Source organism: Paenibacillus naphthalenovorans, from assembly GCF_001465255.1.
GTDB classification, from domain to species: domain Bacteria; phylum Bacillota; class Bacilli; order Paenibacillales; family NBRC-103111; genus Paenibacillus_G; species Paenibacillus_G naphthalenovorans.
On the sequence record NZ_CP013652.1, the window covers coordinates 3,318,573 to 3,340,624 of the forward strand.

General features: G+C 49.5%; 18 protein-coding genes. 2 read left to right on the top strand and 16 right to left on the bottom strand.

Features of this window, described 5'->3' with window-relative positions; translation table 11 throughout:
- Nucleotide 1 precedes the first annotated feature (1 nt).
- From IJ22_RS16265 to IJ22_RS16335, 15 genes are all read right to left on the bottom strand, one after another.
- Nucleotides 2-1,798, bottom strand: coding sequence for an adenine deaminase C-terminal domain-containing protein (locus tag IJ22_RS16265; protein ID WP_062409570.1), 1,797 nt, complete (start codon nt 1,796-1,798; stop codon nt 2-4).
- Nucleotides 1,799-1,815: 17 nt separating this feature from the next.
- Nucleotides 1,816-2,694 (bottom strand): phenylacetic acid degradation operon negative regulatory protein PaaX, encoded by an 879-nt coding sequence (gene paaX / locus IJ22_RS16270; protein WP_062409571.1) that lies wholly within the window; start codon nt 2,692-2,694, stop codon nt 1,816-1,818.
- Between the two features lie 107 nt (nt 2,695-2,801).
- Nucleotides 2,802-4,364: a benzoate-CoA ligase family protein gene (locus IJ22_RS16275; protein ID WP_062409572.1), complete on the bottom strand. Its 1,563-nt coding sequence runs from the start codon at nt 4,362-4,364 to the stop codon at nt 2,802-2,804.
- Nucleotides 4,365-4,499: 135 nt separating this feature from the next.
- Entirely contained in the window at nt 4,500-5,300 is an 801-nt protein-coding gene (locus tag IJ22_RS16280) for an enoyl-CoA hydratase/isomerase family protein (protein WP_062409573.1), read from the bottom strand.
- A gap of 553 nt (nt 5,301-5,853) precedes the next feature.
- Entirely contained in the window at nt 5,854-6,057 is a 204-nt protein-coding gene (locus IJ22_RS16285) for a hypothetical protein (protein WP_054817419.1), read from the bottom strand.
- Nucleotides 6,058-6,112: 55 nt separating this feature from the next.
- Nucleotides 6,113-7,060, bottom strand: coding sequence for an LLM class oxidoreductase (locus tag IJ22_RS16290; protein ID WP_062409574.1), 948 nt, complete (start codon nt 7,058-7,060; stop codon nt 6,113-6,115).
- A 383-nt stretch (nt 7,061-7,443) separates the two neighbouring features.
- Nucleotides 7,444-8,736 carry a (Fe-S)-binding protein gene (locus tag IJ22_RS16295; protein ID WP_062409575.1) on the bottom strand — a complete coding sequence of 431 codons (1,293 nt, stop codon included), beginning with the start codon at nt 8,734-8,736 and terminating at the stop codon, nt 7,444-7,446.
- A 6-nt stretch (nt 8,737-8,742) separates the two neighbouring features.
- Nucleotides 8,743-10,095, bottom strand: a complete 1,353-nt coding sequence (locus tag IJ22_RS16300; protein ID WP_235594358.1) for an FAD-binding oxidoreductase — start codon at nt 10,093-10,095, stop codon at nt 8,743-8,745.
- A gap of 85 nt (nt 10,096-10,180) precedes the next feature.
- Nucleotides 10,181-11,614 carry an NAD-dependent succinate-semialdehyde dehydrogenase gene (locus IJ22_RS16305; RefSeq protein WP_062409577.1) on the bottom strand — a complete coding sequence of 478 codons (1,434 nt, stop codon included), beginning with the start codon at nt 11,612-11,614 and terminating at the stop codon, nt 10,181-10,183.
- A gap of 54 nt (nt 11,615-11,668) precedes the next feature.
- Nucleotides 11,669-12,934, bottom strand: a complete 1,266-nt coding sequence (locus IJ22_RS16310) for a TRAP transporter large permease (protein WP_062409578.1) — start codon at nt 12,932-12,934, stop codon at nt 11,669-11,671.
- Nucleotides 12,931-13,428 (bottom strand): TRAP transporter small permease, encoded by a 498-nt coding sequence (locus IJ22_RS16315; protein ID WP_160327389.1) that lies wholly within the window; start codon nt 13,426-13,428, stop codon nt 12,931-12,933. The genes IJ22_RS16310 and IJ22_RS16315 overlap by 4 nt, the downstream gene beginning before the upstream one ends.
- Before the next feature lie 99 nt (nt 13,429-13,527).
- Nucleotides 13,528-14,565, bottom strand: coding sequence for a TRAP transporter substrate-binding protein (locus IJ22_RS16320; RefSeq protein ID WP_201023561.1), 1,038 nt, complete (start codon nt 14,563-14,565; stop codon nt 13,528-13,530).
- A gap of 17 nt (nt 14,566-14,582) precedes the next feature.
- The gene (locus IJ22_RS16325) at nt 14,583-15,746 is read right to left on the bottom strand and encodes an iron-containing alcohol dehydrogenase (protein ID WP_054817465.1); all 1,164 of its coding nucleotides are present in this window, start codon (nt 15,744-15,746) and stop codon (nt 14,583-14,585) included.
- Between the two features lie 126 nt (nt 15,747-15,872).
- Nucleotides 15,873-16,577 (bottom strand): FadR/GntR family transcriptional regulator, encoded by a 705-nt coding sequence (locus tag IJ22_RS16330; protein ID WP_062409580.1) that lies wholly within the window; start codon nt 16,575-16,577, stop codon nt 15,873-15,875.
- A gap of 216 nt (nt 16,578-16,793) precedes the next feature.
- Nucleotides 16,794-18,530, bottom strand: a complete 1,737-nt coding sequence (locus IJ22_RS16335; protein ID WP_054817414.1) for a methyl-accepting chemotaxis protein — start codon at nt 18,528-18,530, stop codon at nt 16,794-16,796.
- 402 nt (nt 18,531-18,932) lie between these two features.
- Here IJ22_RS16335 and IJ22_RS16340 point away from each other — a divergent pair, with 402 nt between their 5' ends.
- On the top strand, nt 18,933-19,787 hold the full coding sequence (locus tag IJ22_RS16340; RefSeq protein ID WP_082660853.1) for a polysaccharide deacetylase family protein: 855 nt from the start codon (nt 18,933-18,935) through the stop codon (nt 19,785-19,787).
- A 138-nt stretch (nt 19,788-19,925) separates the two neighbouring features.
- Nucleotides 19,926-20,822, top strand: a complete 897-nt coding sequence (locus IJ22_RS16345) for a LysR family transcriptional regulator (RefSeq protein ID WP_062409581.1) — start codon at nt 19,926-19,928, stop codon at nt 20,820-20,822.
- A gap of 11 nt (nt 20,823-20,833) precedes the next feature.
- On the opposite strand, the gene IJ22_RS16350 is transcribed toward IJ22_RS16345, so the two are convergent.
- The gene (locus IJ22_RS16350) at nt 20,834-22,021 is read right to left on the bottom strand and encodes an MFS transporter (protein ID WP_062409582.1); all 1,188 of its coding nucleotides are present in this window, start codon (nt 22,019-22,021) and stop codon (nt 20,834-20,836) included.
- Nucleotides 22,022-22,052 lie beyond the last annotated feature (31 nt).

The window sequence follows — 22,052 nt, forward strand, 5'->3', positions numbered from 1 at the left end:
CTTACACCCTTTCTGTTTCTATCGCTGCGGCCGGTTTAATGACTCCGCCAGCCTTGACGTCATAAAGACCAAGAGGAATTAATCGAAGCCCGGGAAGGAAGTCGCATGTCAGGAACAGCAGCGTATACAGGATGTCATGGAAAGGAAATCCCCTTTTCTTCAGCTCGGATAACAGCACTTCCTGATACTCTACCGCCTTGTGAAACTCAGGGTCGGTGGTCATCATTCCGGCTAACGGAAGCGGAATCTCTACAATGATTTCTCCACGGTCTACGATGACAATACCGCCGCCCAGCTCATGGACACGCGCCGCCGCCTTCGCCATCGCCTCTGCATCCCTGCCGATGACAAGCAATTGTGTCGTCGTATTATAGGTGGAAGCCATCCCGTCTAAATCTACGGCAAAGCGTTCCATAATGCCTTTGGTAATCCATTGGCCATCCCTGTCGATCAGGTTGGCCATCACCAGCCCCGGATGCTTTGACAGGTCTGCATACCCGTTGTTTACAGGCAACTCCGTATCTTTTTTCTTTGTGATCACGTTGCTTTGAAAATAAATGACCGGTACGGGTTCGGCTGAAGAGGTATGCGGATAACGGTACAAATCCGGATGCTGCAGTAACGTCCGTTCCATGGTAAACGCCGGTTTGGCCACGTATTTCATCCAATCGATGACCGGTGGAGATACAAGCGTTTGGCCTTTCAATGCTACGATGGTACCGGCGGAAATGACCAGCTCCGGACGAAAATCAACCAGGTTCGGCAAAATCAGCACGTCGGCCCGCCGGGCGGGAGCGATTCCGCCGACTTCCTGATCCAGGCCGAGAAAGGTGGCCGGATTAATCGTCGCCATTTGAATAGCCTGCATCGGAGTCAATCCAAGCTCCACCGCTATTCTCAGCAGCCCGTCGACAGAGCCCTGTTCCTCGATAAAGGCAGGGTGAGGGCCATCGGTCGTCAGCAAAATACGATTCGTACTCACTTTATTTTCTGTGATCAGCTTCATAATCTCGGGAAAATCCGGACGCAGCGAGCTGTTGCGCAGCGTCGTCCACATGCCTAAACGCAGCCGGTCCAAAGCTTCTTGCGCGGTAATCGCTTCGTGACAGGCGCTAATGCCTGCAGCCACGATCGAATTCAGCTTTTCATAGGAGCAGCCGGCCGTATGTCCATCCGATATTTTCCCCAGACGCTTGGCATATTCGATCGTATCTATCACAAACGGATCGCCTTTATACAAGAGCGGCCAGCGGGTGATCTCCGCCGTACCGACGACCTCCTCAAGCTCAAGCAAAGAACGGACGTCCCCGGCGTTAAACTCATCCCGCTCACTCGGGTACTCCGCCTGCGAAACCAGGCGTACGAGCCATAAGTTATTTCCGGGCAATTCTCTAAGGTCCTGCAGCATGGCTTTAAACCCGCTAGCACCCATATGGAGATAAAAAAACAGATTATCGTTCACTAATGTAGTTGTTCCTGATGAAAGCGATTTCATCGTGAGGCTGACAGGGTTGTATACAACCCATGGATGTGCATGCGGTTCGATAAAGCCCGGCGAGACATACTTCCCTTCGGCATGAATCACCCGGGTATGTTCCCCTATTGCCGCTTCGCTATTCCCGATATAAGCGATGCGGTCTTTGTAGATAGCCACGTTCTGCGGCAGGAACTCGCCCGAGTACACGTTAATCACCGTACCGCCCTTGATGAACAGATCCGCGGGACGGCGACCTTGTGCAACTTCAATCAATTCAACTCTTGTTGCATGTGATTTCAAAGCAAGCTCCTCCTTACGCATTGACCTTCAAATATGGGTCAAATATATATTTCTGCGAACGGATTGATGGCCTTCTCCCTTTTGGCCTGAATTTCCCGGTCAGGGGCCTGCTCAAACAAGCTTTCAAAATATTTGACCGAAAGTGTGGAGAGAAGCTGGTGCATATTCCAAAACAAATCCCTCGCTTCGTTCCCGTTCCAATTGTGCGGCAGCAGATCCTGAGGAAAGCCGGGATCATTAAACAGGAATTTTCTATAATAATGAACAAGGTATGTTCGTTCTACAAAAGCTTCCAGACTGGTCAAGGAATCGTTCCAGACGCATTCTTTCAGCATCTCGTATTTGGGCCTGTAGGTCTCGATGAAGGTTTTGTAATCCTCTTGAATGCTTTGCAAATTCCAGCCTTTGTCAATGATGTACTGCTGGTCATGCGATAAGAGGGAACTGGAGCTGAACAGCATCGCATATTCCTTTAATTCATAGGTTTCGATCATTTCCAATATTTGTTTTTCCAAGGGGTTGGGGCTTACCCAGGTGCTGTTGGAAATCATCCCGAATCCGGTCCAGCTTAATTCCTTGCGAACCTGGTTTCTCAAGTCGCGTTTTTCCTCCGGCATGGAATACGTTAAAATTCGCCAGAAACCGTCCCACTTGTGGCTTTTGATCGAATATACCCTTCTGACGCCGTCCTCGATTCTGCGTTTTCCTTTTTCCGTCAAGCTGTAGTAGCTTTTATTCCCTACTCTTCTCACCTGCAGAAGATCCTGCTGAACCATACGGAGCGTTGCGCCGCGTACCGACGATTCGGAGATTCCGAATTCAGCCATCATTCGAATCAGACTTCCGATCCAGATTTCCCCACCGTAATATTGAATAAAGTCACCGTACAATGTAAACATCAGTGATCTGGGTTTCATTCTTGTTAAGTTCTCCTTCTTCATTGTAAATGGTAATCACTGATAATAGATTATGCCAGTTTTCAGAAAATTTCAAGATTACGGTGGCCGCGGTACGGACTCGTCCCCTAACTGATTCTCAGCTTGAAGCGTTGAATTTTACCGGAAGCCGTTTTGGGCAGTTCATCGATAAATTCAATGATTCGCGGATATTTATAGGGTGCCAGTTCCTTCTTCAAAAAGTCCTTCATATCATTCATTAAGCTATCCGACGGGGCTACCCCCTCCTTTAACACTACATAGGCCTTAGGCTGTACCAGGTTGCTGTCCAGTTTCGCGCCTACCACGGCGACTTCCAGCACGGCATCATGCCGGATTAAAGCGTTTTCAACTTCAATAGGAGAGACCCAGATGCCGCCGACTTTAATCATGTCATCGGAACGGCCGCAATACCAAAAGTAGCCTTCTTCATCCATATAATATTTATCGCCGGTTTGAAACCATTCGCCGTAAAACTTGTTTTTGTTTTCCTCATGAAGATTCCAGTAGGCGCTGGCGATGCTGTCTCCTTTAATTAACAGGTCGCCCGTTTCATTGGGAGGAAGAGCCTCTCCCATTTCATTCACGATTTTGGCCTCATAACCGGGAACAAGCTTGCCTGTGCTTCCTTCCCGTATATCTCCGACCCTGTTCGATATAAAAATGTGAAGCGCTTCCGTAGAACCGATTCCGTCCAGAATATCGACGCCGAACAGCAGCCTCCACTTCCTGATGAATTGAGCTGGCAGTGCTTCTCCTGCCGATACGCAAAGCCGGAGAGAAGAGAGATCGTACGTTTTGCCCGAACGCTCCACTAAATCAATCATCGAACCGTAAAGCGTCGGTACGCCGAAAAAGATCGTCGGCTTATATTTCTCAATGGTTTCAAGCACCGTCTCCGGTTTTGGACGCTCCCGCAATAATACGGTGGATGCTCCCGCACCTAACGGAAAATACATGCCATTGCCTAAGCCGTAGGCAAAAAAGAGCTTGGAGGCGGAAAACGTAATGTCGTCTCCCCTGATTTGCAAAATCTGTTTGGCGTAGGCGTTATAAGCCCATTCCATATCGTGCTGCAAATGGATCACGCCTTTGGGTTTGCCTGTACTTCCCGAGCTGTACAGCCAAAAGGCCGAATCGCCGGGATCCGTCAGAGCCACCTCCAACTGAGGCGAAGCCGCTTGGATCCATTCGTGATAATCAATCACGCCCGCCTCTTTGATAGCGCTATCATGAATCACTATGACATGCCTGAGATAAATAAACCGGTCACGCAAATGACGGATTTTATGCCAGATATCTTCATGGACGACAACCGCTTTCGCTCTGCTGTTATTTAAAAAATATTCATAATCGGCAGGCGCCATGATGGTATTGACCGGAATAGGAACCGCTCCGATCTTGACCGCACCATAGAATGCGGCGATCATTTCCGGTGTATCGTGGCATATCAGCAAAACGCGATTCTCCATTTCAACCGACAGTTCTTTAAGCCCATTTCCCGCTCTATTAACGAATTCTTGCAGTTGACTGTAGGTAATGCTCTGATCGTTATAATAAACAGCAGCTTTGTCGCCTAATCCATTACTCACATTGTCATCGATAAAACGGGTAGCCGCGTTATAGGAAGAACCGATTCCACGCAATTCCATCGTTATATCCACCTTCTTGTTCAGGATTACTCATTGCACGACTGCAGGAATAACGACAATATCTGCTGTAAGCTGCAGCGGATATCGTCGTTATGAGGTTTTCTTGCCTACTGTGGGTAACAACCGTTTTATTTGTTACAGACCTTTCCAGTTTGCCTGCCGTTTTTCCAGGAAAGCGCTTAAACCTTCTTTAGCATCTTCGGAACGGAAGAGCAGATTTTGCAGCTCGCCTTCGTAACGAATCGCCACATTCAGCGGCATTTCTTTGCCGTTCATGATGGAAAGCTTGATATTCGAAGCCGCATAGGATGCGCTGTTGACGATGTTTCTGGCGTATTCCAGCACTTTTTCGCGCGTTTGCTCCTGCGGGAACACATCGTTGACCAGGCCGATTTCGAGCGCCTCCTGCGGCGAGATCGTTTTGCCTGTGATATTCATGTCCAGTGCGCGGGAGAAACCGATCAAACGCGCCAACCGCTGCGTTCCGCCGGTTCCGGCGAGCACCCCGAGCGAGATTTCCGGCAGACCGATTTTACCTGCTTGATCCCCCATAAAGCGAAGGTCGCACCCGAGCGCCATCTCCAGACCGCCGCCGACCGTATGTCCCTCAAGACAGGCAATGAAAATTTGCGGGGAACGCGCCATTTTATCCAGTGTCTCGTTGCAGAACAAGCAGAATTGCGTTTTGAAACGGGGCTCAGCCGCCTTCAAGAAGTTAATATCCGCTCCGGCAGAGAAAAATTTCGGTACATCGCTCATGAGGATGGCAACTTTAATCGAGGAATCAAAGCGGATATCGTCAATCGCCGCATTCAACTCTTGATAGAAGTCCAGACTGTAGGAGTTCGTTTTGTTCACGTGCAGATGAATTTCTGCGATTCCATTTTCTTTTTTAAGTGTCAATGCGGTTTCCTTGTTCACAGATACGGATGACATGTTTAAAAACCTCCTATTACGTTTTTTTGACTTACGTATACAATACATAATTTACAAAATTGTTTGAATATTATCAAGAATAGATTTGGGTAGTTTTGGCTCAATTCCTGTGATAAATCTCACACATGCTTTAAAATGCTCGATTTTACATCCGTATTATGTTTTTTTATCGCAAGATTATATATCGTAATGTGATTGGAAAGGCAAGGGTCAATTGAAATCGCTTACATATTTTTTTATTATTCGCTTTAATTTAATCCATCTGGTGTATTTCGTATTTATGAGGACTATTAGAGCAAACTAACAAGCTATTTCGCAAATTTGTATTGCGTTTTATTAACAAACGTTATATTATCATAATATAAATTCCTTATCGGATCGATTCTGCTTTAACTTATAAGATCATCGAGAAATAGTTGAATAGTGTAATAGTTCCTCGTTCCCTCCGGTTTTCCCTCTTTTTTCAATACGGGAATTGCTGGATAAAAAAAAACCAAAGCGAATCTGATAGATGATCCTGGATTCACTTTGGCTTGGTTAGCCGGTCTTTTGATTAATAGCTTCCGACCCCTAAAGGAAAACCGTTTTTATACTCGCCTTGATCATACAGCTTTACCGGCATTTCTCCTTCATATATGATCGCTACATGACTATATCTTAATCCCTTTTTGGCCGCTTCTTCCGATGACGCAAGATCATCGAAACGGCCGATATGCAGGCATTCCGCCGATTGATTATACAGTTTCACTACAAACATGGTAACCCTCCGTCCGTTTTTATTTTTTATGCTCTTCACAATGTCAGAATACCATCTAAACATCTAAAGCAGGAAACAAAGGCACCACTTCTTCGCCCAGCTCATCTATGACTTCGGCTGCAGGACGGCTGCCGTATTTCAAATTGAATACGACATGATTCACTCCGGCAGCTTTTAAATTTTCAATGAATCGGATCAAGCGCCTGCGGCCGATTCGAAACCCCAAATGAATGGCGCTGGCCGCTTCATCCGGATCCTCCGCCAAATCGATATATAAAGACTGGGTAAAGGGCTTGAAGACCTCCAAATGAGAACGCCAGTCCCGAATCAGGCTCGTTTGATGAAAGAGATTGCGCGGGTAATACAGCCATCCGTCTGCGTTGGCCGCAATCCATTCCATCGACTGGCCGCTATGGCCGGTCACCAGAACCGGAATGTCGCGCAATTCCGGCTTCGGCACCAGATCTCCGCCGACCATGTGTACCCTGGGGGTTTGAATGACGGGAAATGATTGATTCCATACGTTTTTGATGACGGACAAGGCTTCCCGAAACCGTTCCCCTCTTTGATCAAAATCAACCGAAAAGCCGGGAAACTCCATAGGCCTATCGCCGGTAGCCACGCCAAGAATCAGCCGTCTGCCGGAAATAAGGTCGGTAGAAGCAGCCGCTTTCGCGACATGCAAAGGATGCCTTAGCGTGACTATAATACTTCCCGTACCCAGAGCGATCTTTTCCGTGTGAGCCGCTATATATCCGAGATAGACCCAGGGATCGTAGATTTGTCCGGTGTCTCCAAAGTTGGGATCGTATAATGGAACATCCCGTACAAATAAGGAAGCAAAATTCCATTGCTCCGCTTTTTTTGCCAGCTTGACTTGTTCCTCCACATTCATGACCGGAATACTTCCTTCATACGCTTCCAAAGGAAAGAACAGTCCCAGCGTCAAATGATTTTCTTTAAACATCCGTCTATAGCCTTGGTGCCGACTGAAGTCATTCATAGGCCGATCGTTTCCTTCCGCCGCAAATTGCCAAACGCAGGACAAAAGGTAAAATGCCCCGTCCTCTCTTCTTTTATGTAACCTCCTCCTTGAAAAAAGGATATCAATTCTATGATCCGAAGTAAATGGATACGGCTCCGCTGCGCCTTTTCTTATAAATTACAATATAGACATGATCTTTCATAGGGTGGGCCATGCTCATACGCTGGCCGTGGCTTGTGAATCGCCAAACCCGTATGAATCTGAAACATGCGGAAGCACGCGTCAAAACGTTTTTGGATGAGATTGTGCTTCCCCCCTTTACTCCTGCCCTATCGTCGTTTCTTTCATATAACAAGGGCCGTCCCTCAGTCAGGATGACTTATGGGACAGCCCCTTGATGTTTATGAAATACCGCAGGACTCCGCCAGCAGTTCAACGAGGTGAACCGTCCGAACCTTGGCCGACATGCCTTCTCTCTGCACGCCCAGCTTCATCTGCAGCAGACAGCCCGGGTTGGTGGTGACGATCGTCGTCGCCTGGGTCGTCTTTACCGTCTCCATCTTGACGTCGAGGATCTCCATGGATTCCTCGTAATTAACCACATTGTAAATCCCGGCCGACCCGCAGCACATATTCGGGTTGGCCATTTCCTTATACGTGATCCCCGGAATCCGCTTGATCAGCTCCAAAGGCTCCTTGACCACCTTCTGGACGTTGGTCATATGGCAGGAACGCTGGTAGGTGACGATCTCGTCGACCGGTTTGGCCAGCGGCAGCTCACATTGCGCCAGCACCTGGGTAATATCGCGGGTTTTGGCCACAAAGGCCTTCGCACGCGTTTCCCACTCCGGGTCACCATGGAACAGGTGATCGTATTCCACCAGCATCGCGCCGCAGCCGCCCGCATTGTTGATAATGAAATCGACATCCAGCCGCTCAAACGCCTCAATATTCTGCTTGGCCAGCATCACCGTATCGTCCTTGCGTCCGGCATGCGCGTGAAGCGCCCCGCAGCAGGTCTGCTCGGCGATCACCTGCACCTCGCAGCCTGCCAGCGCCAACAGCTCCATAGACAGCCGGTTGATCTTCTCGAACATCGCATCCATAATACAGCCGGTAAAAAAGGCCACTTTCCATTTGGGCCTGGTCCCCTGCGGCGGTTCGAAGAGACGCGGACGATGGCGCCGCGCTGCGGGAGAAGTCACCTGCGGCAGCACTTCCTCAAAGGCCCACAGGTTTTGGGGCAGAACCCGCGTCAGCTTTCCTTTGTGCGCCACCTTCTGCAGACCGCTCTTTTGGTACAGCCAGATCATATCGGCCGCAACCTTGAGCTTCTTCGAGTCGGGAAAGATGTTCCGGAACATGGCGTCCTGCATCTTGCGCAGCGGCTTGGAGGTGCGCCGGGCCTTATGCTCCGCCAGCACTTCCCGCGCACCTTCCAGAATTTTACCGTACTCTACGCCCGACGGACAGGCCGTTTCACAGGCGCGGCAGCCCAGACACAGATCGAGCGGCCCCTCCAGCTCATGAAGCGACAGATGTCCTTCCGCCGCCATCTTCACCAGATTGATCCGGCCGCGAGGCGAATGGGTCTCCCGTTCCATGGTCACATAGGTAGGGCAAGCTGGCAAACAGTAGCCGCACTGGACGCATTGGATCGTTTCGTCGTATGGCAATTCTTTGGTATGCTTCATCGGCCGCTACCCCTCCGTTAAGTTGAGCCGCTGCCCGGGAGCAGGAAAAATCTTTCCCGGATTCATAATATTTTTCGGATCCCAACTATCCTTGATCAGCTTCATCATCTGAAGCCCCGCTTTGCCCAGCTCCATCTCCATAAACGGCGCCTTCATGTTGCCGATGCCGTGCTCGCCGGACAGCGTGCCGCCCAACTCGATGGCCGCCTCAAAGATCTCCGTCACGGCCTGCTCGACACGCTTCATCTCTTCTTTGTCCCGCTTGTCGGCGACAATGTTCGGATGCAGATTGCCGTCTCCGGCATGGCCGAATACGACGAGGTTGACGTTGTATTTTTCGCGGATCGCCTTCAGCCGGGCAAACATCGCCGGAATCTGGCTGCGCGGAACGGTGGCATCCTCGGAAATCTTGGTCGGCTTGACCCGGGTGATCGCCGGAGACACCATTTTGCGCGCCTTCCACAAATTGGCCTCCTCCGCTGCCGTGCTGGCAATCTGTACCTTGCGGGCCCCGATGGCCTCGCAAATCCGGCCGGCTTCCCGGATTTCTTCCTCTACCGTGCGGGCATGACCGTCCACCTCAATCAGGATGATCGCCTCCGCATCGACAGGCAGTCCGCTCGGCTCGTAGTTTTCCACCGCGTGAATACAGGCCTGATCCATGATCTCCATCTTGGAGGGCAGGATGCCCGAGGTCAGCACCTTCGAGATCGCTTGCCCGGAGGTCACGATATCGTCAAAGATCGCCAGCAGCGTCGCCGTTTTCGGCGGCTTGGGAATCAGCTGCAGCGTCGCTTCCGTAATGACGCCAAGCGTACCTTCCGATCCGACAATCAGCTTGGTCAGATCGTAGCCGGTGACGTTCTTCACCGTACGGCCGCCCGTACGGATAATTTCGCCCTGCGGCGTGACGAATTCCAGCCCCAGCACATAGTCTTTGGTTACCCCGTACTTCAAGCCGCGCGGGCCCCCGGAATTCTCGGCCAGGTTGCCGCCGATGGTCGAAACGGCGGAGCTGCTCGGGTCGGGCGGGTACATCAGCCCCGCCTTTTCCGCCGCCGCATGGATACTTGAGGTCAATACGCCCGGGGAAACGACAGCGATTAAATCTTCGGGGTAAATCTCCAGCTTCTCATCCCACCGGGACAGGTCCAGCACAATGCCGCCTTCGACAGGAAGCGGTCCGCCGGAAAGCGAAGTCGACTGGCCGCGCGGATACACCGGAATGGTTTCTTCGTAGGCCAGCTTGACGATGGCCGCCACCTCGGCGGTGCTTTTGGGCTGCACGACCAGTTCCGGCATATAGGTGCCAAACGATCCGTCAAAGGAATAGCCGGCCAAATCCGGCTTTTCCGTCATCACACGCTTATGTTCAGGAATGATGGCACGTACTCTGCGTACGATGTCCGAATCTACTTTTCTGTAAGCCACAGCAATCATCCTTTTACAGGTCCAACTGGAGGGACAGGAATTTATACTCCAAATAATCTTCAATACCGTACTTGCCGCCCTCGCGTCCGACGCCGGATTCCTTGATCCCGCCGAACGGAGCCTGCGCCACGGTAGGCAGCGAGTCGTTGATGCCGACGATGCCGTACTCCAGCGCTTCGGCCACCCGGAACATGCGGGAGCCGTCTTTGGTATAAATGTAAGAGGCCAGTCCGTATTCGGTGTCGTTCGCATAGCGGATCGCTTCTTCCTCAGTTTCAAACGTGAAGATCGGCGCGACCGGACCGAACGTTTCTTCATAGGAAATCTTCATCTCATGCGTTGCATTCAGCAGTACGGTCGGCGCGAAGAAGCAGCCGTTGGCCAGTTCGCCCTCAGTCAGCTTGCTGCCGCCGATCAGGATGGTCGCACCTTTGGCTACCGCATCGTCGATATGCTCCTGCGCTTTTGCCACCGCCGCCTGGTCGATCAACGGACCGATATGGACGCCGTCGTTCAATCCGTTGCCGATGACCAGCTTCTTGACTTTCTCCGCCATGATGTTGGCAAAGGACTCGGCGACGGATTTCTGCACATAAATGCGGTTGGTGCAAACACACGTTTGGCCCGCGTTGCGGAACTTGCTGGCGATCGCGCCCTCTGCCGCTTTCTCCAGATCGGCATCCTCGAATACGAGAAGCGGAGCGTGTCCGCCAAGCTCCATCGATACCTTCTTCATCGTGTCGGCCGACTGGCGCACGAGCTCTTTACCGACTTCGGTGGAGCCGGTGAAGGTAATCTTGCGTACCACGGGGCTGGCCATCAACGTACCGACCACTTCGGAGGCGGAGCCGTTGACCAGGTTGGCCACACCCTTGGGCACACCGGCCTCATGCAGCGCTTTGAACACCTCGATGGCCGCAAGCGGCGTAGCCGATGCCGCCTTGAGAATGATCGTACAGCCTGCTGCCAGCGCCGGAGCGAGCTTGCGGGTGATCATCGCGATCGGGAAGTTCCACGGGGTGATCGCCCCGACCACACCTACCGGCTGACGCAAAACGAAGATGCGCTTGTTCGGGGCCGACGCCGGTATGGTATCTCCATAGATGCGTTTCCCTTCTTCGGCATACCAGTCCAGGTAGTCAATGGCCAGAGCGATCTCTCCTCTCGCCTCGGCCAGCGGTTTACCCATCTCGCGGGTGATCAGCTCCGCGATCGTTTCGGTACGGCTGCGAAGGATTCCCGCCGTCCGGGTCAAATACGCGTAGCGTTCCTTTGCCGTTAAACGGGACCAGGGCTGCAGTGCGGCCTGCGCTGCGTCAATAGCGGCTTGCGCGTCCTCCGCGCCCCCTTTGGCAACGCTTTCCACAATTTCACCCGTCGCCGGATTGATCACGTCAAAGGTTTGATTGGACTTGGCCTTACAAAATTCCCCATTGATATACAGCATGTCAACCGCCTCCTGTTCATTCCCTATTCGGAAGAATCATTCTTATTATATCATCTATCCCAACAGAAACATCGAAATTTTTGGAATAAAAGTAATTAAAATCAAATCGATCAATACGACAACCAATAAAGGTACGACCCTTCTTAAAATCATATTGAAACTGATATCACCCAGCGTTTTGGCCACAAATAAATTGACTCCGAGCGGCGGGGTTAACAAACCAATGGCCAGGTTTACGATCATGATTACTCCGAAATGGACGAGATTAATATCAAACTGGGCCAGTAACGGCAGCAGGATCGGAACCAGAATAATAATGGCCGCATTTAATTCCAGAAAAGTCCCAAGGATTAACAAAACAATATTAATAATAATCAGCAGCATGATGCCGTTCGTAGCATAAGGCCCTACAATTTCCGCCACTTTGTTAGGCACTTGCTCAGCCGTCAGAATCCAACTCATAATATTTGCCGCCGCCATAATCAGCAAAATCATAGCGGAAATGTAACCGGACTCTACAAATATTCCTTTTAAATCGGATAACTTTAATTCCTTATATACGAAAAAGGAAACGATCAAACCATAGACGCAAGCAATTGCTCCCGATTCCGTCGGAGTAAAGATTCCGCCGTAAATCCCGCCCAAAATAATCACCGGCATGAGAACGCCTAATATAGACACCTTCAATTGCTTGATAAATCTTGAAAAACTGGTTTTTTCTCCTCCACGGTATCCATGCTTCTTGGAATAAAAGTAACTGTAAATCATCAATGATATCCCGATCAATATTCCCGGGATGACGCCTGCGATAAACAGATCGCCAATACTGACGTTTGCCGTAATTCCATAAGTAATGAAAGGAATGCTCGGAGGAAGAATCACGCCTATGGTCCCAGCCGTCGCCATCAGCGCAATGGAAAAGCCCTTTTCATACCCTGCTTTCACCATGGCCGGAACCATAAGGCTCCCTATCGCAATCACCGTTGCCGGTGCGGACCCGGATATGGCGGCGAAAAACATACTGGCAAGAATCGCGATAATCGCCAGACCGCCTGTTGTCGAACCTACAATACTGGCCGCAAGTCCGATCAAACGTTGGGATATTCCTCCCTTTTCCATGATCTTCCCGGCGATGACAAAAAACGGGATGGCCATAATCGTAAACGAATCCAGACCTGTAAATATTCTTTGAACCGCAACAAACGAAGGTACATCCGACGCAAATAGAATAGCGATAATCGATGCAAATGCGATCACGATCGCCAGCGGAACATTTAATGCCAACAGCGTCAGCATCGAGACAAATAATGTAGCGCTCACCCTGCCAAAACCTCCTTGTCGGTTTTGACTTTTTCAACCGCCTGACGGTTGGATGTGCATTCATAAACCGTTAAGCAAAAATAACGGATGGCCATGAAGAAAATACCTACCGGAACAGAAGCATACGCAAAGTAAATCGGGATTCGCATGGCCGGAGAAAGCTGATTGGTTTCCATTAATCTCAACACGAACGGGATCCCGATGACCAACACGGTTATGCAAAAACTAAAAGAAATCAGATAGCTCAAAATGACGATGCCCCGCTGCAGTCGCGCAGGCAGAAAGTTTTTAACCGCATCGATGCTGATATGTACGGAATGCTTTACGCCCAAACTCGCGCCAATCAAGGCAGACCATATTAATAAATAACGGGAAAGCTCTTCCGCCCACGGCAATGATTCTTTAAGAATAAAACGATTCATGATCCCTGTAACCACGACGACAAGCATGGCAAGCATCAGAACAAAAATCAGATTCTCTTCAATTTTGGTCAAAATCTTATCTATCCTTGTTACCAAATTCCGCAAAAAATTCCGCCCCCAATCCGTTTCAACCATTCCAGGAAAAGCGCTCCCCGGACTGGCTTATTCCATTTACTTCGCTTCTTCGGCAGCCTGTAAGACTTTATCTATCAATCCGCTGCTCAGTTCATTACGATATTTGTCATAGACGGATTTCGTCGCATTCCGGAAGGCATCCTTCTCCGCATCCGTCAATTCAATAATGTTCATCCCTTTTTGCTTGAGGTTTTCCACTCCGGCATCCACTTGCTTTTTGTTCAAATCACGCTGTACCGTACTCCAGTTTTTGGCTGCATCCGCCAACACCTTTTGCAGATCCTGCGGAAGCATTTGATAGAAAGCGTCATTGATGATTAGCACATAAGGACTGTACACGTGACCGTTTAATGTAGCGTATTTATTCACTTCGTTAAAACGCATGCTTTCAATCAATGAGATAGGGTTCTCCTGGCCGTCGATCACTCCCTGCTGCAGCGCCGAGTACACTTCTCCAAATGCCATCGGTGTCGGGCTGGCGGCCAAAGCCTTCACCATATCCATATGAAGAGGATTTTCCTGCGTTCTGATCTTCAGGCCTTTCAAATCCTCCGGTTTTTGTACAGGTCTGATATTATTGGTAAAATGCCTGAACCCATTCTCGCCCCATGCCAGTCCGCGAATCCCCGTCTGTGCCGCCATATTTTGCAAAAGCTCCTGGCCTACCGGGCCATCCAATACGGCATAGGCCTGTTCTTCATTGTTAAACAGAAACGGCAGGTCAAACACCATGGAATCTTTAAAAATGCCAGGAAGCGGTCCTGTACTTACAGCAGCCATATGCAGCGAACCTAACTGAACGCCCTCGACCTGTTCTCTTTCTCCGCCAAGCTGACTCGCTGGAAAGGTGTTAATTTTGATGGCGCCGTTGCTTTTGGCTTCCACTTCTTTTTTAAATTCCTGCAAAGAGATTTCAAGCCGGTCATTCGTGGCGGGAGCAGCATGCGCAACCTTAATTTCATACGTTTTGCCCGAGCCGGCTCCCGTATCCCCTGAAGAACCTGCAGAAGAACATGCGGACAATGCAGCGCTTGCGGCAAGTACGAATACCATGGATAAGATCGATTTTTTCAATATCATGACCCCCTTTTTTATATAACGCCCTGATAAGCGTTTTCAATAATTTGCTTAATATCGTTATCACTGGTCAGCCTCGGATTCGCCAACACATTGCCGCTTCTCATAGAGTCCTTGATCATTTGCGGGAGGTAATCCAATGATACTCCCAAATCCTTGATATTGTTCGGAATGTTAAAGGCCTTGTTCATCTTTACGACCGCTTCAATCGCTTTCCCTCCTGCTTCCATCGCAGATAAACCATTCACATCTTCCCCTAAGGCTGCGGCAATATCCTTGAACTTCTCGGGACATGCAGGCAGGTTAAATGCGAGAACATACGGCAGCAAAGTAGCATTCGCGATACCGTGAGGAATATTAAAAACGCCTCCAAACGTATGTGAAATCGCGTGTACATTGCCGAGTCGCGAGTGCGCAAAAGCGATTCCGGCAATAAAAGAAGCCACCAGCATATTTTTCCTGCTTTCCATGTCCGTCCCTACGAAGTAAGCTTTGTGCAGGTTATCCCCGATCATTTTTACGGCGTGAATCGCAAAAGACTGACTTACAGGACTCGCTAGCTTGGAGGTATAAGATTCAATCGCGTGAGTAAGCGCATCCATTCCCGTTGCGGCAGTAATGGAAGGCGGCAGCTTTAAGGTAAGCTCAGGGTCTAATATCGCCAGCTTCGGATATAAATACGGACTTAGAATGGCCGTTTTAAATAAGGTCTGCGTGTTCGTAACCACCGTCGATGGCGTGGCCTCGCTCCCCGTTCCGGCTGTAGTAGGAATGGCAACCAACGGAAGAGAAGGATTGGGTATTTTGTTCACTCCCTCATAATCGAGAATGCTTCCACTGTTATTGGCCATTACAGCTATAGCCTTCGCCGTATCGATGCTGCTTCCTCCGCCAACGGCTAATATAAGGTCATAATTGCTCTTTTGTAAAAACGCAGTGGCTTTATCAACCACCTTGCTCGTTGGGTTCGGTTCCACTTCATCAAAAATATCATATGGGATGCTGTACTGCTTCAAAGACGCTTCGACCGGCTCCAGAATGTTCGCCTTTCTCACGCCCGGATCAGTAACAATCAAAACTTTATCTTTGGTATACGGTTTCAGAAACTCTCCTGTTTTCCTCGCAAGTCCCTGCCCACACTCCATATGCGTGGGCATAAAATATTGGTAGCTGTCCAAGTTGCGCCTGCCCCTTTCTATCTCCTTTGTGCGGTCATGCGGCGAACATGCGTCAACCCAAGCATGACCGTCTTCCATATATATAAAACGGTGTCCTTTCCAGATCGCTTGGAAAGAACCCGTAGATCAGATTTCTTCCATCGCGTTCAATTGATGCGAGATATTGCCGATATGATCCGCCATCGCTTTCCGGGCCATTTCAGGATCGGAAGCAAGAATCGCTTCGTAGACCAGTCTGTGCTCAATAAACACCTCTTCCGTTTTTCCCGGAATTTTAAGCGCATCGATCCTGGCCTGATACACCCCTCGAATAAACATATCCGAGATTAATTTAAACGTGTTGATCATCAGGGAGTTATGGCTGGCTTCAATAATGGCCGTATGAAAGGCAAAATCTTCTTCAACGGCAAGCTCGCCCCGCTTGATGGAGCTTTCCATTTGGTCAAGCGCGCTTTTGATTCGCTTCAGTTCCTCTTCGGTTCTTCGCTGGGCGGCAAAAAAGGCGGCATAGCTTTCGACACCAATACGCAATTCCAGCAATTCAAAAATATCGTGATCTCCATCGTTCAGAATGGAATCGAATAACGAAAACAAATCATCATTATGATTCAAAAAGATACCGCTTCCAGGCTTTACCGTAATAATTCCTTTCGAAGCCAGTACGCTGATCGCTTCACGAATAGGGCCTCTGGAGACGGAAAACATCGCCGCCAATTCTCTTTCTGCCGGAAGCTTGTCTCCAGGCTTCAACTTTCCCGATTCGATGGACTCTTTAATTCTGCCTATGATAATCTCATGTACTTTTTGTTTTTTTATCGGAGCATAATTCATGTTTATCACACCTTTAACTTTGATCGGGTCGTATAGTGGATAAGTGGTAGTACCACCTTACCCAAAAGTATTCTATCATTGCATTCGAGGAATTTCAACAATAATTTATTTATGTATTTATACTTTTTGCGGTCATGCGATGCATGCAGAAGCCGTTCTTTCAACAAAACAGCAAACGCCGGCTTCCTAAGACCCCGGCGTTCCCTTGCTATGCTGCTATTTCAAAACAAAACGGTTAATCGCCTTGTTCATTTCCTGCGTCGTCTCGTACAGCTGCTTAATAGAGCTGATCACCTGATCCATAGAATGGATCTGCTCGGCGGAAATGGCGGCAAACTCCTGACTCGATTGAGCGGTTTGAGAAGAGAATTGTTCGATCCCTTGAATGGATACATTGATCTGCTGACTCCCCGCTGCCAGTTCTTCAACGGAAGCCGATACATCCTGAATGTTATTGTTGATGTTAAGAATCCAGTTTTGAATTTCGGTAAAGGCAGCACCCGCTTCACCAACACTGGCTTGACCTTCGTCGATCTCACGAAGGGAGAGCTCGATCGACCGCATGGCATTCTCGCTGCTTTCCTGAATTCTGGAAATCATCGTCTGCACATGATTCGCCGCTTGGCTGCTATTGTCCGCGAGCTTTCTGACTTCATGCGCGACCACGGCAAATCCCCGTCCCGCTTCGCCGGCACGCGCCGCTTCAATAGAGGCATTCAAGGATAACAGGTTGGTCTCCTCGGCAATATTTCTGATCGTGTGCATGACCTGCCCAATCTCTTTGGACAGCTCCATTAATTCAGTCATGGTTTCAAATGAATGATGGACCTCTTTTTGCACATGGCTAATCTTTTCAACCGCTTTTTGAACGACAACGACTCCACTGGTAGACGACTGTTCCATTTCAATGGAATGAATTCCGATTTGATCGATACTGACAGCTACCTGCTGGAGACCATGGGCCATCTCTTTGATAATAACGGCATCGTTGGTGACTTGCTCGGATTGAACCCTCGACTTTTCGGCGCTTTCCTGCAAACCTTCATAGAACATGGTGGACGCTTTGCCGGTATTGTCGGCATGATCCCGAATTTCATTAAACAAGCCGGATAGTATGGCGGAGGAATGCTTCACGTTCTCAACGATCTCGATCAGATTGACTCTCATTTTTTCAAATGATCCCGCCAGTTCTCCGAATTCATCCTTCCGCTTGATGCTGATCGTCTGAGACAGATCTCCCCGGCCAATTCTCTCCGAAAGACTTAACAACTGGTTCAACGGCCTGCGGATCGAGTTCGTCATCAGATAACCCAGCAGTGCCGACAGGATAAAAGATACCACCATAAAAATCGCCGAGAACTGAATGACTCCCTGGTACACTTTATTGGATTCCACATAGGCCGTATGAGCATTTTCTTTGTTCATTTCAATGAAATTTTGGAAGCTTCTGTCTACCCCGCTCATTCGGTTTAATACTTGTCTCTGATAATGGGTTATCGCAAACTCCATCTGGTTATTGTTGATGTAACCATATACCTTGTCCACTTCAGGCAGATACTGCTTCCATAAGTTTTGAAACAAGTTCAATTCCTTGAGTTCCGCATCGGTGAGTCGGACAGTGGAGAGCCGTTGCAACGCCTCTTCGATCTGTTTGGAGCTTTCTTCAATCTTTGCTTTTTCCGCTTTACGGCTTTCCGGATCGGTGTTTAACATATAACTGCCGACACTGCTGTTGATTCTATGCAAATTTGAGGACACCGTCCCCAGTTCGGTAATGGCCACCAAACGGTTGGCATAGATATCTTCCAGATTATTATTGATCCTGTTGGCGTTAGTAATTCCGAATAACCCTATGGCTACCAAAATAAGCAGCACGATAGAGAAACTCAAAACAAACTTCATTGAAATTTTTAAATTATTAAACCAATTAAACGAATTTTTAAACCATTTCATGCGTTCTCCTCCATTATGTATAGTAACAAACCGCTCGATGCCGATGTCTTCCCCACCAAAGTAAGGATTGTTATTTTTTTATTTACACGGCTATATTTATATATCGACATGGTACTCCCTAACTTTTAGATTTTTTCAGGATTTTTTATGAAATTTCGACAAAAACAAGGACTTTTGACTCATACGGGCAATGTATGCGGTTACAACTGGATTTTTTCGGTATGGGCAAATCAGACCGTCCAAAAGCCGGACAGATCTGTTATGGAAGGAACCTGCATAAGCTTTAGTACATAGGCTGTAACATATCGGCGCACAAGCCGCTGCAATATTGGATGCAGGTTTCGCCCCCCCGACATCGAAGCTTTCCGCAGGAACAGGAAAGCATTCAGGAGAGATATAACGATGCGCAAGCCTTTCCCTTTGGTTACCTGGGTGAATCGGCAAGGCTCTGTTGTTTACGGTCCTTCCCGCTGCGCAACGCCATACACCGCATATGATTGGCGGAACCGCCATCCCGCCGTGCCGATTCAGCATGGCGGATTACGGGAGCCTGCGCCGGTGGAACCTCACATCGGGGGGCCCGAGAGACCGGAAGAACATGCCCCCCATATTGAACATCTCGATTGGTCGTCCAAATATCCGACCGAGGTCATCCTTCACGGTCCGCTGCGCAAAGAAGCGGCCTTGACGTTCGACGATGGTCCGGACGGCCTATGGACACCGATGGTTCTCGATGCGCTCGCCCGCTTTCATGTGAAGGCCACTTTTTTCGTCGTCGGCCGCCGATGCGAATCCAATCCCGATGTGCTGCGGCGTATCGCCAGAGAGGGACACGCAATCGGCAACCACAGCTGGAACCATCCCAATCTTGCGAAGCTGACAGCCGCCGAAGACGTCCGTTCCCAAATCCAACGAACAGACGAAGTGATCCGCAGACTGACGGGAATCACTCCTGTTCTCTTCCGGCCGCCTTACGGAGCGCTTAGCGATACGGTCGTAGAAGAAGCGGTCAAAGCGAAGAAAAAAGTCATTTTGTGGAATGTGGACAGCCTCGATTGGATGCAGTTGAGCGGCAGGCAGGTCGCAGCCAACATCCTCGCCCATACCCGTCCAGGATCGATTGTTCTTCAGCACAGCGCCGGTGGTGTCGGCGAAAGCCTGCAGGGATCGGTAGACGCGCTTCCCGTCGTCATCCAAACGCTGCGCGGCAGAAGCTATAAGCTGCTTACCGTTCCCCAGCTTTTGAATCTGAAGTGACGGGCTCCCGGCTCAACGCTTTGTTCATCCCAAACCAAAAGCATTGCCGCAGACGGGAGTTCCAGTATCCCATTTTCATTTATGGCCTGTTCAGGGTAAACTGAAGTTAACACTTCTATGTACACGGGGGACAACGTCATGGACGAACGCGACTGGACTATCCTGCACGTGCTCTACGAACAGAAAAACATTACAAAAACCGCCCAAATTTTATATATTACACAGCCTGCGCTAACCAAACGGCTGATGCATATCGAAGAGGAATTCGGGGTCAAAATCGTCAATCGGGGAATCCGGGGCGTCCATTTTACCCCGCAGGGAGAGTATTTGGCCAAACGGGCCGGGCAGCTGATCTCCACGTTCCGCGAAATCAAGGAAGCCGTGCTGAACATGAATCAGGACATTGCAGGAACGCTCCGCATCGGCGTCTCCCATTATTTTGGAAAATATGAGCTTCCCGCTTTATTAAAATGGTTTCGGGATCAGTATCCGCGTGTGGATTTTCAATTAGACACCGCATTCAGCAAAGATATTTTTCAGATGGCCTATCACCGTGATATTCACATCGGTTTCGTTCGCGGAGATTACAGCTGGCCGGGTGAGAAGCATCTTTTATTTGAGGAGAAGATATGGATCGTCTCCAAAGAAAAGATCGATCTGAACGATCTTCCCCAAGCGCCGAGAATCGACTATTATACCGATACCTTATTTAAATCCCTCATCGATCGTTGGTGGGCGGATCGTTATACCAGGGCGCCGCTTACCGCTATCAAGGTAGACCGGGCGGACACCTGCAAGGAAATGGTGAAAAACGGCCTCGGCTATGCCTTCCTGCCGTCGAGGTTTTTAAGGGATGTACAGGATATTTATAAAATCGAGCTGACGGATAAGGACAATATTCCTCTCAAGCGGGAAACATGGATGTTTTACTATGAGGAATCGCTGCAAAACAATGTCGTCAAAGCGTTTGTCGACTTTATTAAAACCACCGATCTGCAGGATATGAGCGAATCCGTTGATTTTGTCCATCCCTGATTCATCCCTGGTTACATCCCTACCCCTTCCTGATCCTGGTGGCCGGCTTTCGTTTTAGTCAGCAAAGCGCCTCCTATAAGAAATGCTCCGCTCACGTAAAATACGGAGACCAACCCGATCCAGCTGCCCACCAGCCCGAAGAAAAGGGGAGCAATGAGCTGCGACAGGCGGTTTGTTGCAAGCCGCAGTCCCAGCACTTCCCCCGTTTTATTTTTGGGGGACGCGCTATACGTTGTTGACATGGACAGCGGCTGTCCGCACCCTAGACCGATTCCCATGAATACACTTAACAGGAGCAGCAGGGATATATGTCCCGCATAGGGGATAAGAACAAAGGCAAAGCCGGCGATTTGTATGGAAAGAAGCAGGATACGCTCCCGGCCAAAGGCCGCAGTCAGTCTGGATAAAAATAACCGGACGGGTACCATGGACAGACCTTGAATCGCTATAATCCACCCGATACTTGAATCCGACATGCCTATCCTTTCGCCATACAGCGGGAAGTAAGCGACAAATATATCTCTGGAATACAGGACCAATGCGCTCGTCGCCAACGCATTCCGAAGGACAGGAAGCTTCAACAGACTGAGCAAAGTCGTCGAATCCGGTGCCGGGTCCGTCTCCTCTTTCTTTCTCAACATCACAGGAATGTAAAATGAAATAAGGATGGGAACCATGCCGATCAGCATGGCCGTCTGGAATACCGTCCGGTATGAATAATGCTCCGCCGTATAACCGCCCATCAGAGGTCCGACAAAATGGGCTATGGCGACCACCATGCTTAACATACTGAAATAGTGGTCCCGTTGTTCTTTGGACGCCGCCGCGTTTCCCAGCACATTTTGCAAACAAATCGCAATAAAAACATGCGATAACCCCACCAGGACCTGGGACACAAACAACGCCCACATGGCCGGAAAAACAAAAGGCAGCGCCATCCCCAGCGAACAGCCGATCCCCCCAGCCACGACCGGCAGCCGGTCACCGAACCGATCGGCTATTTTACCTGCGCGAATGGCAAACAGCAAGGGTAAGAAGGCAAAGGAAGCGGTAAGGAAGCCGATTTCGAGGGTGCTTGCACCGAGATTGGAAGCGAATAGAGTGATCACGGGTCTGGACATATTCAACATCAGCTGAGATCCCAGCATGATCAGCAGTACAATCTTAAGCACCGTGGCATTTCCGGACAATTTGTTCATCTGCACCTCCTCCACCGCAGCAGCGGATCAT